This is a genomic window from Candidatus Binataceae bacterium, assembly GCA_036495685.1.
GTDB lineage: Bacteria > Desulfobacterota > Binatia > Binatales > Binataceae > JAFAHS01.
In genome coordinates this window covers 1-15,189 of the sequence record DASXMJ010000155.1, presented here as the reverse complement: position 1 = coordinate 15,189, position 15,189 = coordinate 1, and the positions used below count along the sequence as shown (strand labels likewise).

15 protein-coding genes are annotated in these 15,189 nt (G+C 60.4%); 8 read left to right on the top strand and 7 right to left on the bottom strand.

What is annotated here, in order from left to right; translation table 11 throughout:
• Nucleotides 1–6: 6 nt before the first annotated feature.
• The 5 genes from VGI36_14710 to VGI36_14690 form a co-directional block, all read right to left on the bottom strand.
• Nucleotides 7–1,476 carry an aldehyde dehydrogenase family protein gene (locus tag VGI36_14710; protein HEY2486400.1) on the bottom strand — a complete coding sequence of 490 codons (1,470 nt, stop codon included), beginning with the start codon at nucleotides 1,474–1,476 and terminating at the stop codon, nucleotides 7–9.
• A 50-nt stretch (nucleotides 1,477–1,526) separates the two neighbouring features.
• Entirely contained in the window at nucleotides 1,527–2,519 is a 993-nt protein-coding gene (locus VGI36_14705) for a hypothetical protein (GenBank protein HEY2486399.1), read from the bottom strand.
• Nucleotides 2,516–3,010 (bottom strand): hypothetical protein, encoded by a 495-nt coding sequence (locus tag VGI36_14700; GenBank protein ID HEY2486398.1) that lies wholly within the window; start codon nucleotides 3,008–3,010, stop codon nucleotides 2,516–2,518. The genes VGI36_14705 and VGI36_14700 overlap by 4 nt, the downstream gene beginning before the upstream one ends.
• A 19-nt stretch (nucleotides 3,011–3,029) precedes the next feature.
• Nucleotides 3,030–4,235 (bottom strand): LLM class flavin-dependent oxidoreductase, encoded by a 1,206-nt coding sequence (locus tag VGI36_14695; protein ID HEY2486397.1) that lies wholly within the window; start codon nucleotides 4,233–4,235, stop codon nucleotides 3,030–3,032.
• 502 nt (nucleotides 4,236–4,737) lie between these two features.
• A complete protein-coding gene (locus VGI36_14690) occupies nucleotides 4,738–6,126 on the bottom strand; it encodes a 4-hydroxyphenylacetate 3-hydroxylase N-terminal domain-containing protein (GenBank protein HEY2486396.1) in 1,389 nt (462 codons plus the stop codon).
• A gap of 294 nt (nucleotides 6,127–6,420) precedes the next feature.
• On the opposite strand from VGI36_14690, the gene VGI36_14685 reads away from it, so the two are divergent.
• The 8 genes from VGI36_14685 (at nucleotide 6,421) to VGI36_14650 (ending at nucleotide 13,507) form a co-directional block, all read left to right on the top strand.
• The gene (locus VGI36_14685; GenBank protein HEY2486395.1) at nucleotides 6,421–7,587 is read left to right on the top strand and encodes a hypothetical protein; all 1,167 of its coding nucleotides are present in this window, start codon (nucleotides 6,421–6,423) and stop codon (nucleotides 7,585–7,587) included.
• Nucleotides 7,588–7,818: 231 nt separating this feature from the next.
• Nucleotides 7,819–9,015, top strand: coding sequence for a CoA transferase (locus VGI36_14680; GenBank protein ID HEY2486394.1), 1,197 nt, complete (start codon nucleotides 7,819–7,821; stop codon nucleotides 9,013–9,015).
• A gap of 58 nt (nucleotides 9,016–9,073) precedes the next feature.
• Entirely contained in the window at nucleotides 9,074–10,213 is a 1,140-nt protein-coding gene (locus VGI36_14675) for a thiolase family protein (GenBank protein HEY2486393.1), read from the top strand.
• A gap of 1 nt (nucleotide 10,214) precedes the next feature.
• Entirely contained in the window at nucleotides 10,215–10,832 is a 618-nt protein-coding gene (locus tag VGI36_14670) for a redoxin domain-containing protein (protein ID HEY2486392.1), read from the top strand.
• Nucleotides 10,833–10,906: 74 nt separating this feature from the next.
• Nucleotides 10,907–11,152 carry a BolA family protein gene (locus VGI36_14665; GenBank protein ID HEY2486391.1) on the top strand — a complete coding sequence of 82 codons (246 nt, stop codon included), beginning with the start codon at nucleotides 10,907–10,909 and terminating at the stop codon, nucleotides 11,150–11,152.
• Between the two features lie 5 nt (nucleotides 11,153–11,157).
• Entirely contained in the window at nucleotides 11,158–11,490 is a 333-nt protein-coding gene (gene grxD / locus VGI36_14660; protein HEY2486390.1) for a Grx4 family monothiol glutaredoxin, read from the top strand.
• Nucleotides 11,491–11,686: 196 nt separating this feature from the next.
• Nucleotides 11,687–12,571, top strand: a complete 885-nt coding sequence (locus tag VGI36_14655) for an alpha/beta hydrolase (protein ID HEY2486389.1) — start codon at nucleotides 11,687–11,689, stop codon at nucleotides 12,569–12,571.
• A 183-nt stretch (nucleotides 12,572–12,754) separates the two neighbouring features.
• On the top strand, nucleotides 12,755–13,507 hold the full coding sequence (locus VGI36_14650) for a methyltransferase domain-containing protein (protein ID HEY2486388.1): 753 nt from the start codon (nucleotides 12,755–12,757) through the stop codon (nucleotides 13,505–13,507).
• A gap of 80 nt (nucleotides 13,508–13,587) precedes the next feature.
• On the opposite strand, the gene VGI36_14645 is transcribed toward VGI36_14650, so the two are convergent.
• Together VGI36_14645 and VGI36_14640 are read right to left on the bottom strand one after the other, a co-directional pair.
• Entirely contained in the window at nucleotides 13,588–14,178 is a 591-nt protein-coding gene (locus VGI36_14645) for a DUF882 domain-containing protein (GenBank protein HEY2486387.1), read from the bottom strand.
• A gap of 362 nt (nucleotides 14,179–14,540) precedes the next feature.
• Nucleotides 14,541–15,189, bottom strand: a 649-nt coding sequence (locus VGI36_14640; protein ID HEY2486386.1) for an enoyl-CoA hydratase-related protein, incomplete at its 5' end; no start/stop codon positions are given.

The window sequence follows — 15,189 nt, the reverse complement described above, 5'->3', positions numbered from 1 at the left end:
GGCGCCTCAGCGGCGATAGAAAGGCGGGATCGCGGCATCCACGTTGACCCAGACCGACTTCGGAGCCGTGTAGTCGAGCGCGGCCTCAAATCCCATGTCCCGTCCGTAGCCGGAGTTGCGCACGCCGCCGAAGGGAGAGCCCGGGTTCACCCGCTTATAGCAGTTTATCCAGACCATGCCGGTGGAAAGTCGGTCTGCAACCCGATGAGCGCGCTGGAGATCTCGCGTCCAGAGCCCGCCCCCCAGCCCATAGACGCCGTCGTTAGCGATGGCGACCACCTCTGTCTCATCTTTGAAGGTTGTCACTGTCACGAACGGACCAAAGACTTCCTCCTGGCAGACGCGATCCGAGGGGCGGGCACGGACGACTGTCGGCATAACGTAGCATCCTTGAGCCAACCCGGGGTCGGCGGGAGGCTTGCCGCCGATCAGAATCTCGCCACCTTCTTGCTTCGCGACCTCGCAATAGTTGAGTACGCGTTCGCGATGCGTCATCGAGGTCAGCGGGCCCATTTCGGTCGCGGGATCGAGCGGATCGCCGAGCCTTATCGAGGCTGCTAGTCGCAGAAACCCCTCCAGAAACGGCTCGGCGATCGGTTTGTGTAAGAGCAGCCGCGATCCGGCGATGCACGCCTGACCCTGGTTGTGGAAGATGGCAAACGCGCTGCCGCCGATCGCGGCCTTCAGGTCGGCGTCTTCGAACACGATATTGGCGCCCTTGCCGCCAAGCTCGAGCTGAATACGTTTTAGGTTACCCGATGACGCTTGCACGATTTTACGTCCGGTCACGGTCGAGCCGGTGAATGCGACCTTGGTCACCTGCGGATGCTCGGCGAGGTACTGACCGGCGACCGCGCCATAATCGGGAATGATATTGACGACCCCGGGCGGAAAGCCGACCTCCCGCACCAACTCCGCAACCTTCAGAGAACTCAGCGGAGTGAGTTCAGCAGGTTTCAGAACGACACAATTGCCCGCCGCCAGCGCGGGACCCATCTTCCAGCTTGTGGACATCACCGGAAAATTCCACGGCACGATCTGTCCGATCACCCCGAGTGGCTCCCGCACCACATAGTTCAGGAGGCCTTGCTCCACTGGTACAACGCTGCCTTGAAGCTTGTCGGCCATGCCGCCGAAGTAGCGGAAGGTGGCGGCGGTGCGCGGAACATCCAGTCCCCGCGTGTCTCGGATTGGATGACCCGTATCAAGTGATTCGATTCTCGCCAGCTCGTCGGCGTGGGCTTCGATTGCCTCGGCCAGCTTGAGCAGCAAGCGTCCGCGCTCAGCTGCGGCGGTTGCGCGCCACGCGGGAAACGCTTTCCATGCGGCCGCGACCGCCTGGTCGACATCAGCGGGGCGCGCCTCAGCGACTTCGGCTAGCCGGGAATTGTCGTGAGGATTCAGGACTGCGATGGTGGCGCCGTCGGCAGCAGCGACGAACTCGCCATCGATAAATAACTTGGTCTCGAGATGCATGAGGGCTTGCCAGGAATTTCTGCTCCAGCCGGCTCGCGTGTTGTGCGCGACTAGAAATCCACCGGGTTGGGTTTCAGCTTCTTATTTGCGTATAGCTCCGGCAGAGTGGCGTCGTTGTTCTCCCACACCAGCAGCATCGAACGCTTCGGCGAATACCCCTGATGTCGGATGTCGGCCGGCATCGCGGCCACGTCGCCGGCCTTCATCACCACGCGGGCGCGCGGCGCACCGGTGTCGCGATCCTGAATATCCCAGTGAATTTCGTCGCTGAGCTGAACGAACCATTCGACCCGATCGTTTCCGTGAATGATTGGTAGGATAAATTCTTCGGTGGTCGCGCACACCTGGCTGTCTTTCACCGCGGAACATACCGACGGGTTCCAGGTAACGTCCGAACGCGACACGTAGGCAAAAAAGTTGAAGGCGTGAACTTCATCCTCGAAGCCGGCCTCCGCGTGAACCTCGGGCTGGTCCTGGGGCACGTCGGCAAACTGCCGATTCACAACGTTGCCGGCCGCGTCGCTACGGAGCGGAATGTCGGCTTTCATTCCGGTCATTCGGTTTGCAACCAGCCGCTTACGATTGATCGCCGCGCGATTATTGCCGCGTTTGGGCCCGAACGGGGTGCCGGTCTCTTCGGGTGCTGCGAACGGATCGAAGCCCTCGTTGGTCCAGTCGTCGAGCATCGCTTCGAACACCGCGCGGACTTCCTCGGTCTTAAAATTTTCGCAATGCTGCTTGTTTTGCGCGCGATAGCCGGCGTTGTAGAGGCCGGCGAATACGTCGACGTTGCCATAGTGATTGGTAGTGCCGAACACTTGGTCGAAGTTGACGACCCCGTAGAAGAAGCTCCAAGAGATATCGCGCATCAGCGCACGCAGGAACGCATCCACCGACATCGTATGGGTGCCGCCCGGCCAGGCGACGTGCGCGAAGTATTCGTCGCGCGCGAACTTGAATCCGCCGACCGCGAAGGAACGGTAGCCATACTCGTTAGTGGTTTGCTCTTCCGCCATCATTGCGACCTCTTGCCCTGTGGTCACTTCTCGCAGATCTCTTTCCACTTCTCGACCGTCAGATCGCCCTGGATGGTCTGAAGTAGAATGACCGCCGGCTTGGCGGCATGAAACTGGTAGGCGGCCCCCTTGGGAAGCAGGGCCATATGACCGCGACGGGCCACGATGTAGCCCATCTTTGCTCCCTGCGGATTCCCCTCCAGCATGGTGGTGCCCTCATGATCCTCAGCGACGAGCTTTTGCTTAAGCTTCACCAGACGAATTTCGACTTCCCCATCCATTACGATGGCTGCCTCATCGTGCGAGGCCGAATACCACGGCGAGGGTCCTTCCGCGCGAACCGCTTCGAGCACGTACTTGAGATTCTTGCCTACCGCGACCTTTTCGTAGGGTTGCGCCCTGGAAGCGACTTCGAAGATATTCGAAAAGACGTAGTTGCGCGGATCGTCACTGATGACCTGCACCCCACCCTTTTCGTAGTTCTCGAGCGAGCCGAATCGAGTCCCACGCCGCATCATTTGTCGATCCTCCCCGAAATCAGTGATGTCCGGCCGCCCGGATCACCGTCGGCGCCTGCGGTGGCGTGGGCTTGGTTTTGCGTTTCATCGCTTTCTCGCTGAGCCGTTCCACCAATGCAGCTTTTTCTTTTGCGCGCTGATGGTCGCGTTCTTTGATCGCGGGCAGAACTTCGCGGCCGAACAGGTCTATCGAGGACATGAGCAACTCGTGCGGAATCTTGCCAGCTTGCGAAAGAAACAGAACCTGGTCCACCCCGGATTCTTCGAAACCACGCAGCGTTGCCCGAATCTGCTCGGGTGTGCCGACACAGTTTTGCACGTTCGACGCTGAGGCCAGGGGGTCGTCGATTTTCACTTTGACCGGCTGATTCTTGTAACTCTCCCAGAGATTGGTCTTGCCCGGTTCATGGTGCCCGAAGAATGCGTAGTGGCCGAGTCCGTACATGAAGAAGCCGTGGTGTTCGTGCGTCATGTCGCGCACCAGCTGCTCGTTGCGATCGCACAGAAACGGGCAGGCCATTGCAATCTGAGGGTTGATCGCGTAGCCGACCGGTTCGCATTCGGTTTCGAGCGTCGAGTAGTAGTCGCGCACCCACTGGCGCGATTCGTCGGGAGAGACGAACGCGAAGGTCAACGCGCCGATGCCGAGCTTGGCCGCGAGCAGAATCGTTTCGCGCCGCGAGCATGCCAGCCACAGCGGAGGGTGAGGCTGCTGCAGGGGCTTGGGCACCACGTTGCGGCTGGGAGCCTTGATATACTTGCCCTCGAAGCCGGTGAACGGCTCCTCAACCAACATCCGCACGGCCGTCTGCAGCCCTTCTAACCAAAGCGCGCGCTTCTCTTCCTGTGGTACGGAGAACCCGCCCAACTCGACCTCGCAAGCCCCTTCCCCGGTGCCGAAATCGCATCGACCGTCGCTAATCAGGTCGAGGGTCGCGATACGCTCAGCGACCCGCGCCGGTTGATTGACATAGGGCGGCATCTGCACGATGCCGTGCCCGACTCTGACGTTCTTGGTGCGCGCCGCGCAGGCCGCCAGGAAGATCTCCGGCGCCGAGGAATGCGCATATTCTTCCAGGAAATGATGCTCGGTCGCCCACACGTAGTCGTAGCCGCTGCGGTCGGCAAGCTCGACCTGCTCGAGCGCGTTCTTCAGGAGCTGATGTTCCGAATCGCGCGTCCACGGGCGTGGAAGCTGATGCTCATAAAATCCGCCGATCTTCATTCCGCTTGGTCCTTTCCCAGTCACCCGCCACGGTCTTCACGGAGAGCCCGCTCGGAACCCGACGCCAAGTGCCAGCACATTCTAAGCCATTGACCGAAACTTACTCCACCAGAGACTCCCGGTGGAAATATGCCCGCCGCGAGCTCGCAAGTTGCCCGCCGACCAGACCGAGCGGCGCGTTACAAAGACTTAAAACCTCCGCGCCACCCGGACTTTTTCCCTCGGCGCGTGCCCGCGATTCTTCTCCGCCGGCATCATCGGCCGGGACTAAGACTGCTCAGGCCTTGCCGCACAATCGAGCATTCCGCTGCGCCAGTGACGAACGAGGCCCATCGCGCCGCGAGCGCCGACGAATGTGGATTGTGAGGCGTGACATATGCGCCACGGCAGTCGAATCCAAGCCCGCGCTCAAGGTCCTCCGACCGGGTCCTGTCGGTCGAGGTTTGCGACCGACCAAGCGTGCCCGAGAGGATCCGAACGTCCGTACTTCTACAACCTGCGTCTAATTGCTGGACACCTGGTCCTTGATGCCCGCGACGTGCATTGCTTTTTCCTTCGCGCCCTTCAGGTCGTAGTATCTACGCGTCACGATGCGTTGCGCGTAAAGGCCGCCACCCGCTTGCACGTTGGTCACGGCTTTCCATCCGCCGTAGGCGTCGGCCGTGAGGTCGCGAATCGCATGGAACAAGCGCGCGCGGTACTCGCCATCGACCCCGTTCATCGTGCCCATGTATTTTCGCAGCAGCGGGCCGGTCACTTCGTTTTCGAAGTCGGCAATTGAAGGCGCGGTCAGCACCGATCCCCCAGAAATGTCGTGGAGATGCCGCACCATCGCGTTGTAGTTGGCTGCCGCGTGGTACTTGCCCGCGTTGGTGTAGAGCTCGTCGGGGAAAGCGCCCTCGGGGTTAATGCTGCAATTCGCGATGGCGGCTTCCAGCGCGGCACGCACCAGGGTTGCGTGAATTATCATCTCGGAGATTTTCTCCTTGATGTGGCTCTCCTTGGCCAGACCGTTCGCCTCCGCGATTAGCTGTGCAAACCCGACGAGCTGATCCGCCTCTTCCGCCATTGCGGAAAGACCCCCTAACCGCTCCCACAACCCCAGCGAGTGTGCGAACACCGCCGCCTGCGCGAACTCACCATCGAGGAAGATGCGCTCGTTAGGCACGAAGACATCATCGAACATCACAAACCCTTCCGGCATGTGAATGTGGGAAGAAATCGGAAATACCCGGCTGTCGGGGTGCCGCGGAGCGTAAGTCGTATCGACGATCTTGACGCCCGGCGAATTGACCGGCACCGCGCACGCAATCGCGTAAGATTCTTCCCCTGGCTTCATCGCCTTGGTTGGAATGGTCATCAACTCGTGACTGAGCGATGCGCCCGTGATGTGGAGCTTCGCGCCCCGGATGACGACTCCGTCCTTGCGGCGATCGACCACGTGTGTATACGCATCGGGATCGTCCTGTTTGCCGGGAGGACGGCTCCGGTCGCCTTTCGCGTCGGTAATGCATTCGACTATTCGGATGTCGCGGTGCTGTGCGCCTTGGACATAACTACGAATGCGTTCCGCGTAGTGCGGCAGCGCGTCGGCTATCCGGGTGGCCGCGGTGGTCAGCGTCATGATCGATTGGTAGGTGACCGCCGAGACTATGTCGGATTCGTGGGTCAGCGGAATGCGGTCTTTCAGCTCGGCGGCGGAATGTGGAATCGCCATCAACGGGCTGACCGCGTCGGGCTTAGGCGAAAACCAGCGGTCGTAACCCGCGGCCACCCGCGAAGCGCAAGGCCCGAGTACCGGATGGGTCACCAGGTCGCGGACTCGCTCCCCTTCGAAGAAGGTCTCGCGATCGTCGTTCAAGCTCTTCTTGTATTGTTCTCCGGTCATCATGGCAGCCGACTCCCTTGCTCCCGGTTGGAATTGCGCCTGCGCGCGACTTCCAACATTAGCTAAACGTTCGTTCAATTCTCAAACCGGATCGTCGAGGAGAGTGCAGCGGATCGACAAGCCGAATGCGCAAACCAGGCAACGGCCGAGCGCACGAGTTTGTCTTAAAGATCATCGAGGCCGCGTGCCAGGTTTGGGCAGGGAATTTGCCAGGTCGATAACTGTCGCCCATCTGCCCCAGACCGCGGTTTTCTCTTCCCTTGGACAAGGGAGCGGAACGTCACATAGTCTAGCTGGGTGTCTGCCCCGGACGATGCCGCCGCTTTGGCCGCCGCCGGATTTGATCCCGCGGCGCCGGCTCCGACTGCGCTTGCGAAACTGCGCGAATTGCGGAGGAACTCCGATATTCCATCCACCGCAATTGCGCGCGCCCTCGGCAACATAGCTGACGGCGGCGCCGCGGCAATGCTCGCCGAGATGGAGGAGGCGGCGGCGGGGCCGCTGCGCCGTGAGATTCGTCGCTCTCTGTTCAAACTCCATCAACGCGGCATCGAGCCTCCAAGGGAAACCCGCGCATCGGCACCGCGCCCAACGGCGGCAGCAGATGCGTCCCACCTGAGCGCCCTGTTGTCCCCCATTGATGCCGAAGGCGCCCGGATAGTCTGGATAACCAAGCCGCGTGCCCAGGGAGGCGTGGTCAGACTGTGGGGAATTACCGCTGAGGACGAGGGCCTGGTCGGCGCGATCGCGGGCAACATCACGCGTCGCGAGCTGCGCCAGGAGCGGGAGGAGCTGGAGCGACGGTCCGGCATGCGCCTGGTCGATGCCGACTGGCGGTTGGCAGACTTCCTGCTGTGCGAAGCCTATCGGCACACGCCTGAGGCGCGTCGCGGCAAGGTGGGGAACTTTCTGGCGTTGCGGGCGGAACTTATCAACTCGTCGCCGCCAACCGACCTCCAACATCCGATTTATTCAGAACTTGCTGCGGAAGCGTCGAAAGATCCCTCGCTCGATCTGCTGAAGGAACCCGCGCTGCTTGAATGGAAGCTCGCGAGCGCGTTGGTTGCTCCTTACGTGGAAGAGCTCAACCGCGCCAACGAAAGCACGATTGTCCTCAACCAGATGCAACAGCAGGATCGTGTCGTCCAGATCGTCGAGAGCGCGATCGCTGATCTGCTGAGCGCTGAAAGCGGCGCACGCATCCGGAGGCGGTTTGAGGACATCGCCTACTACCTACTGAAGAACGGCAAGCGCGAGGAGGCCGGCTGGGCAGCTGCGGCGGCGGCCAAGATTCGCGACGTCGCCGATCTGAAGCGCGTCCCGTTCATTGTCGGATTCATCCGAATGCAACTTGGCAATGTGGTCGCCGAGGAACAGCAACGAGCGCGCGAGGAGCCTCGGCTCATCGTAACCCCGGCGGAGGCGATGCGCGCGAGCGAAGCCGCGCGCCAACGGCGGCGCTAGCTCTGCTGCTCGAACGGTTATTTTAGGAAGATCGTGTCGAGCTCCAACGTTCGCACAATCGATGAGCCCAGGCGCGCCGCATTCCGCCGGTTAAAGCGAGTTGGTGGCACCGCTCGTGCGCCGCGATTGGCTTGGTCGATTCGGGGTATCTGCCTCAGGGCCGATGTCCCAAACGGATCTAGAGTTTGGAAAAACAGAACTTCGGAAGTTTGGGGAGACGGCTCTTAGACAATGATCGAAGACAAGCCCTTGGCCGGGATTCGCGTGCTGGACCTCACTCGGGTGCTAGCCGGTCCTTTCTGCACGATGAACCTCGCAGACCTCGGCGCCGAGGTCATCAAGATCGAATTACCCGGACGCGGGGACGATTCGCGCAGCTTCGCACCGATGCTTCCCAACGGAGACTCGGGCTACTACTACAGCGTCAATCGCGGCAAACAGAGCGTCACCCTCGACCTGCGCCGGCAAGAAGGGGTAGAGATATTTCTGTCGCTGACGGCAAAATCTGATGTAGTAGTCGAGAATTTCTCGCCCGGCACCATGCAGCGCTTCGGCATCGGTTACCCGGCGCTGGTGGCCGCCAACCCCCGCGTAATTCTTTGCTCAATTTCCGGTTTTGGACAAACCGGACCAATGGCCGCAGCGCCCGCCTACGATATCGTCGCGCAGGCGCTGGGCGGCACCATGAGCATCACGGGACCGCCCGACGGCGAACCTACCCGCTGCGGCGTTTCAATCGGGGATCTCTCGGCTGCGCTCTATGGACTTTCGGCTATCCTGGCCGCCCTGCGGATTCGCGACCGCGATGGCAAGGGCACGCATATCGACGTTGCGATGCTCGACTGTCAGGTCGCGATGCTGGAAGACGCGCTCGCGCGCTACTCGGTCTCGGGCCGTGTGCCCGGACCGCTCGGCACTCGCCATCCGTCCATCACGCCCTTTCAGCAATTCCGCGCAGCCGATGGTTTCTTTGTAGCGGGTGCGGGCAACGAAGCCATCTGGCAGCGATTGTGCGACGCGATCGAGATGCCTGAGTTGAAGGAGGACGCACGTTTCATCCGCAATGCGGAGCGCACCTCGCATCATGTGGAACTCGAGGCAATTCTCGCACGCCGGTTCATGACCAAGACGCGCGATCACTGGCTTCGGTTGCTGGGCGATGCCGCAGTGCCATGCGCTCCGATCGCGAACGTCGAGGAAGTGACCCGTAACCCGCATCTGCAGGAGCGTGCCATGATTCTGCGGGCAGACCATCCCGGGTATCCGGATCTGATCGTGCCCGGCTCTCCCTTCAAGAACACCGGCTCCAAGGCGATTCCTGCTACCCGTGCGCCTTCGCTCGGCGAACACACCGACGCCGTCTTGGAGCGTGTGCTAGGCTATGATTCTTGGCACCTTTCCGAGTTGCGCAAGCGGAGTATCATATAGACGTCTCCGCCGGCGCCTCACGGGGCGGCGGCAAAATCCGGCAATGGAGGAATCCCTCGTGCGCGAAGTTGTCGTGGTCGACGGCGTAAGGACGCCGATCGGCAGAGCTGCTAGGGACAAGGGGTACTATAAAGACATCCGTGCCGATGATCTCGCGGTGAATTGCATACGCCGCCTGCTTGAGAAAAATCCCAAAGTAAATCCGGCCGAGATCGAAGACGTAGTCTTCGGATGTGCGAATCAATCGGGCGAGCAGGGTCTGAACGTCGCCCGGATGATTGGGTTGCTGTCAGCGCTGCCGGTTGAAGTCGCTGGGACCACGATCGACCGGCAATGCGGCTCGAGTCTGCAGGCGCTCAACTTCGCTGCCCAGGAGATCATGGTCGGCGCCGGCGAGGTCGCCCTCGCGGGCGGGGTTGAACACATGACCCACGTGCCGATGGGTTCGGGGATCGTGCCGAATCCCAAACTGCTCGAGATGTTTCCGCGCGACATGTTCTTTATGGGTCTCACCGCGGAGCGGCTTGCGGACATGTATAAGATAACCCGCCAGCAGTCGGATACCTTTGCGCTGCGCTCCAATCAGCGCGCTGTCGCCGCTCGCGATCGGTTCAAAGAGGAGATCGTCCCTATCAAGTTGGCCGACGGCCCCACAGTCGACGTCGACCAGGGCCCCCGCGCGGAGACCAGCCTCGAGAAGCTCGCCGCACTGCAACCCTCGTTCAAGTCCGACGGACAGGTTACGGCGGGCAATTCCTCACAAATCAGCGATGGCGCCGCCGCCGTGCTGCTGATGAGTGCGGAGCGTGCACGCGATCTCGGGCTCAGACCGTTCGCCAAAATTCGCGCCACCGCCGTTGTCGGCGTGCGCCCCGAGATCATGGGATGGGGTCCCGTTCCCGCAACCCGTAAGGCGCTCGGCCGCGCCCGCCTCGGGATCAAGGATATCGGCTTATTCGAAATTAACGAGGCGTTTGCCGCACAGGTTCTCGCGTGTAACACCGACCTCAAGATCGACGAAGAGAAGCTCAATGTGAACGGCGGCGCCGTAGCCTTGGGGCATCCCCTCGGATGCTCGGGCGCGCGGCTGGTGGTGACCCTGATCCACGAGATGCACCGTCGTCGTGTCGCGTTGGGGGTGGCGACGATGTGCATCGGCATCGGTCAGGGAATCGCCACGGTCGTCGAGCAGGTGTAAGGTGGCGGCCCACTTCTTTACCACCCGAGCCACTTCCCGGATGCCGGCCAAGATCGGGCTAAGTTTGCTGGTGGTGGCGGTCGCGATCGTTGGCTCGGCGGTTTCCATGCCGGGGTTTGCACAAAGCGTAATTCCCATTAGCGCGCCGAGGGTGCCGGATTTCGAGTTGCAGGACTTGGATGGCAACCCAATGCGGCTCAGCCAGTTCCGCGGCCATCCGGTGATCGTCGATTTCTGGGCAACCTGGTGTCCGCCGTGCCGCAAGCAGATACCGGAATTGAAAGACCTCTATTCGCGCTACCACAAATCCAAGGGCCTCGAGATCATCGGGGTCGCGTGTGACACCATACAGGGCGATGGTATTCGCGATATCGGTCCTTTCGTGCGCAAGTTCAAGATCAACTATCCGGTGCTGGTCGCGAGTGCACCGGTGGTCGATTCCCTGGGGGTCGAGGCGATTCCTACAACTCTGTTCATCAGTCGCGACGGCCGCCTGGTGCAAAAAGTGATGGGAGCCGGAAGGCCCGGCGAGCTTAGCGAAACCGCCAGGGATCTGATGAAGGGTGCCGCCCCGAAAGGTTCCAAAGACAGCGAAGACGGCAATTCCGTAAGTATCTGAGAACCGCGGAAAATATGCGGAAGCCGTTTCACAGGTGTGGAATCGCGCCACGGTAGTCGGTTAAATAACCGGAGATGGATGCGAAGGAAGTTGAAACTCTGATCCGGCAGGGAATCCCGGATGCTCATGTCGAGGTCAGAGACACCACCGGCGGCGGAGACCATTTCGAGGCACTGATCGTGAGTACGGTGTTCGAGGGCAAGGGCCTCGTCGAGCGGCATCAAACGGTGTACAAAGCACTTGGCGATGCGATGCGAGTGAGAGTGCACGCACTTTCCCTGAGGACCCTCACGCCCGCGCAGTACGAAAATCGGAGGTAAGGACCATGTCCGAGGCAATTGAACGAATCCAGTCAGCGATCCGCGGTAACAAGATTCAAGTCTTCATGAAAGGTACCGCAAGTTTTCCACAGTGCGGATTCTCGGCGGCGACGGTGCAGATTCTCGAGGAACTGGGTGTGCCATTTGGGACCACCGACGTTCTCGCCGACCCCGAACTGCGCGAGGAAATCAAGCATTACAGCAACTGGCCGACAATTCCGCAGGTGTACATAGATGGTAAGTTCATCGGCGGATGCGACATCATCCGCGAACTTTACGAGAGCGGTGAATTGCAGACCCTGGTGAAAGCCGCGGTGGGTCAGGGCGCCCAGCAATAGGTCTCCTCTGTTTGCGTGACAGCAAGGGCGCCGAGATAAAACTCGTCGCGTCCTTTTCACGATCTACAGAAATGACCGTCGCCGCACCGCCGACGCGGGCGCGGTGTTTCCGGGACCAAGCTTTCCATTCGGTTGCCGGAGACCGGGCTTTGCGAGTAGAGCTTACTTACCCATTTAGACCCTCGGGAGGACGACCATGACGGAAAAAGAACGCGAATTTCTGAAGGCCCTTGCTTCGGCGCCGATTCCCACCGACATTCCGGGATTACGCAGCACGATGGACACCTTCTCTCCGATGATGAACCAGGACCTGCCGGAGATCGGCGCCCTGCACGAGGGTGTCGAGTTGCGTCCAAATCTACGCGCCGATATCGCCGTCCCCAAGGGCAGCGGACCATTTCCGGTTGTGGTCTATCTGCACGGTGGCGGGTGGGTCGCTGGCAACCCCAAGACCCATCGCAAACTTGGCATGCAGTTCGCCGAGGCCGGTTTCCTGACGATCAATGTGGACTATCGGCTGGCACCGGAGCATCCGTTCCCGGCTGGCTTGGAAGACTGCGTGTCCGCGATCAAGTGGACCGCCGACCACGCCGGGCAATGGAAGGGAGATAGCAACAGGATCGCGGTGGGTGGAGATTCGGCTGGCGGCAACCTCACCGCAGCTTCGCTGACCGCGCTGGCCGCCGAAAACTATTCGGGACCCAGACCCAAGGCCGCGATTTTGATTTACGGTGTGTACGATTTCCCGGCAACTCTCGAACGAGCCAAGGGCACGATGGATGGAATGGCAAAAGCATACGTGGGAAATGCCAACTTTCCTTCGTTGTTGAAGGACCCGCGGGTCAGCCCACTGGGAGCAATCAAGCCCGGCGTCCTGCCCCCATCGTTCGTCGTGTGCGGGACTGCCGATGCGTTGTTGCCGGAGTCGCACGCGATCGGCGAGGCGCTTAAGCGCGCGGACATTCGTCATGAGCTGCACATCTTCGACGAGATGCCGCACGGCTTTATACAGATGTCGAATCTGTCGGCATGCGGCGAAGCGCAAAAACTCATCTTCGATTTCTTGCGTAAGGTTATGTAGCGAAGCACCAGTTCCGGACCCCGTAATGGGGATGCCGACGAACCCAAGCATGGGTCTTGTTGCCAGCTGGTTTAGAAAAAGCTGCCGGGGAGACCCACGCCTTGATTTCTTCGTTTTCTGCAACCGTCGCATTCGGCCCCCGGGAACAGAATTCTGGGCTACCGTGTCAAAGCGAGGCGGTTAATGCCTATGGCCGAGTGGTACGAGGACGATACCTTCTGGGAAACCTTTCGTGACCACATGTTCAACCCCGCACGTCTTGAGCAGACGCGTGCCGAAGTTGATCAGCTGGTAGCCTTGCTGAAGCTTGGCTCGGGCGCCCGCGTGCTGGATCTCTGCTGCGGCATTGGGCGCCATTCCCTTGAATTTGCTCGCCGCGGCTTCAGGGTCACTGGGGTTGATCGTACCGCTCACTATCTCGAACAGGCGCGTGATGGCGCCACGCGGGAAAACCTGAGCATCGAGTTCGTTCACTGCGACATGCGCGCTTTTGTGCGGCGCGAAGCCTTTGATGGAGCGCTCAGCATGTTCACATCGTTCGGCTACTTCGAGGATGCCACCGATGATTTGCGCGTAGCACGCAACGTCTACGAATCTCTGCAGTCCGGCGCGAAGCTCACCTTAGACATGAACGGCAAGGAAGTAGTTGCGGCCAAATTCCGCGAGCGCGATTGGAACCGACGCGCGGATGGCACCATTGTGATCGAGGAACGGCGAGTGCTCGACGGATGGTCAAAACTCGAATCACACTGGATCCAACTGCGAGGAACGGAACTGCGCGAATCCACTCTGGTGGTGCGGCCGTACTCGGGCGTCGAACTTGGCACGTTACTTAAGGAAGCTGGTTTCAGCGAAGTTGCGACTTACGGCAGCCTGGCCGCAACCCCCTACGACCATAGGGCGGAGCGTCTGGTGGCGGTTGCCACCAAGTATTAGTGCCCACTATCTGTCAGAGGATGCCTGATTGCGGCCCTCGCGGGCGCGCTTAACCTAACATCGCCTGGACAAACAATAGTCTACCACCAGCGCACGCGGCCCGTGTCTACGTGCACAAAGCGACCCGGATAATAACCTACGCCGCCGCGCCGCAACGAGAGCGCTGCGAACCGGACCAGGCCGAGCGGCCGGCCGGGCAGGCGAATGTCGATCGCGCGGCCATCCATGTGCAGGCTGTGCGCGGCAACTCCCTCGCTTTGAGAATGAAGCATTGCGTTGGTGAGCGGTGAACGGTACCCGGAAATGACTTCGTAGTTCGCCTGGGACTGCAGTCGGTCGCGAAGCGTGACCAGCAGATCGAGCAAAGTGGGGTCAATTGGCTTGACTTCGTTTTGCCGAAAGTCGCGAAGAATGTAGTTGACTTCGTCGAGCGCGGCCGGGAGGTACTCACCCTTTTCCCAATAGACCGTCGTGAGGCGTTCGCCGGTGTGCAAATTGTAAAAGCTAAGGGTGCGCGCCAGTTCTCTCGTGCTGGAGCTGGAAGTCTTAACCCGCATCCGCGCCCACGCCGCGCCCGGGACCACAATCGGTGCGGCGCTTAGCAAGCCCATGGTCAGAAAACGGCGGCGGTTTATGTGCTTTTCCTCTTGGTTGCTCGATCTTTCACTCATCCCCTCGCCTCCCCAGACCACTCTCGCGGTGACATCTCCTGCAACCCCTTCGGCGCGATCTGCCACCTCCTCCACCCTCGTCCTTAATTAAATCACCCAAATGGTGGGTCTCTGCAAGCCTAGGGTACACCGCCCCCTCGGCGACGGATTTTGCCGACCCGATCATCGGGAATGTCGGTCAATTTAACCGCTTCCTCACAATGAAACTTAAGTTACGTGTCGAGAGCGGCCCCGCAGTCTCCGCCAACGAGCCGGATTCTCTCGGGCCAAGCTCGATTGCCGCGCTTAAGAATTTTCGCTTCCCTCCGACCCAAGGGCGCAAACAGATGGGGCCGCGGCTGGCTAGCTTAAACAGAGACGAGTTACTTTCCGAGCTTATTCAGCGCCTGCCCAACTCCCGGCATTCGTTTTGGTAACTTGCTTTGATCCGCTTCGCGCAGATACGGTCCCACCCCCACAAGCATGTGGTGTGAGTGCGCATTGCGAACCGCGGTTCGAAAGCCCATGGCATCTTGAGCATTGTTGAGCGCAAATTTGAGCATCTTGAGTGTCATGCGATCGCTCTCAGCGATCCGCATCGCGAGCGCCAGCGTTTCCTCTTCCAACTTTTCACGAGGCACCACCACGTTTACGAATCCCAGTCGGGCTGCCTCTTCAGCCCGCACAAAGCGGCTCTGGAACAGGACTTCCTTAGCTTTGCGAATGGGCACGTCCCAGGGAATCGAGAAATACTGCAGTAGCGAGGGCAGGAACATCGCGTCTTCCGCGGCTACGATCAAATCCATAGCAGCCGCGAACATCCATCCGCCAAAAATGCAGTAGCCATGCACCTGTGCGATCGTAGGTTTGTCGAGGTCCCGCCAACGGAGCGTGTTGTCCAGAAATAGCCGTCGCGACCGCTCATAAATCGCCCGCAAACCTTTTCCGTAGGGGCGTCGCTGCGCGTCTGCTTTTTCGTCGGGGCTGCCAAGGTCATGCCCGGAGGAGAAATGTTCTCCCCGGCCCGACAGG

Excerpts from the sequence above, each read along its gene's own strand:
- VGI36_14655 (HEY2486389.1), top strand. The coding sequence starts at position 11,687 with ATGACGGAAAAAGAACGCGAATTTCTGAAGGCCCTTGCTTCGGCGCCG.
- VGI36_14710 (HEY2486400.1), bottom strand. The coding sequence starts at position 1,476 with ATGCATCTCGAGACCAAGTTATTTATCGATGGCGAGTTCGTCGCTGCT.
- VGI36_14645 (HEY2486387.1), bottom strand. The coding sequence starts at position 14,178 with ATGAGTGAAAGATCGAGCAACCAAGAGGAAAAGCACATAAACCGCCGC.
- VGI36_14690 (HEY2486396.1), bottom strand. The coding sequence starts at position 6,126 with ATGATGACCGGAGAACAATACAAGAAGAGCTTGAACGACGATCGCGAG.
- VGI36_14695 (HEY2486397.1), bottom strand. The coding sequence starts at position 4,235 with ATGAAGATCGGCGGATTTTATGAGCATCAGCTTCCACGCCCGTGGACG.
- grxD (HEY2486390.1), top strand. The coding sequence starts at position 11,158 with ATGTCCGAGGCAATTGAACGAATCCAGTCAGCGATCCGCGGTAACAAG.
- VGI36_14665 (HEY2486391.1), top strand. The coding sequence starts at position 10,907 with ATGGATGCGAAGGAAGTTGAAACTCTGATCCGGCAGGGAATCCCGGAT.
- VGI36_14700 (HEY2486398.1), bottom strand. The coding sequence starts at position 3,010 with ATGATGCGGCGTGGGACTCGATTCGGCTCGCTCGAGAACTACGAAAAG.
- VGI36_14650 (HEY2486388.1), top strand. The coding sequence starts at position 12,755 with ATGCCTATGGCCGAGTGGTACGAGGACGATACCTTCTGGGAAACCTTT.
- VGI36_14680 (HEY2486394.1), top strand. The coding sequence starts at position 7,819 with ATGATCGAAGACAAGCCCTTGGCCGGGATTCGCGTGCTGGACCTCACT.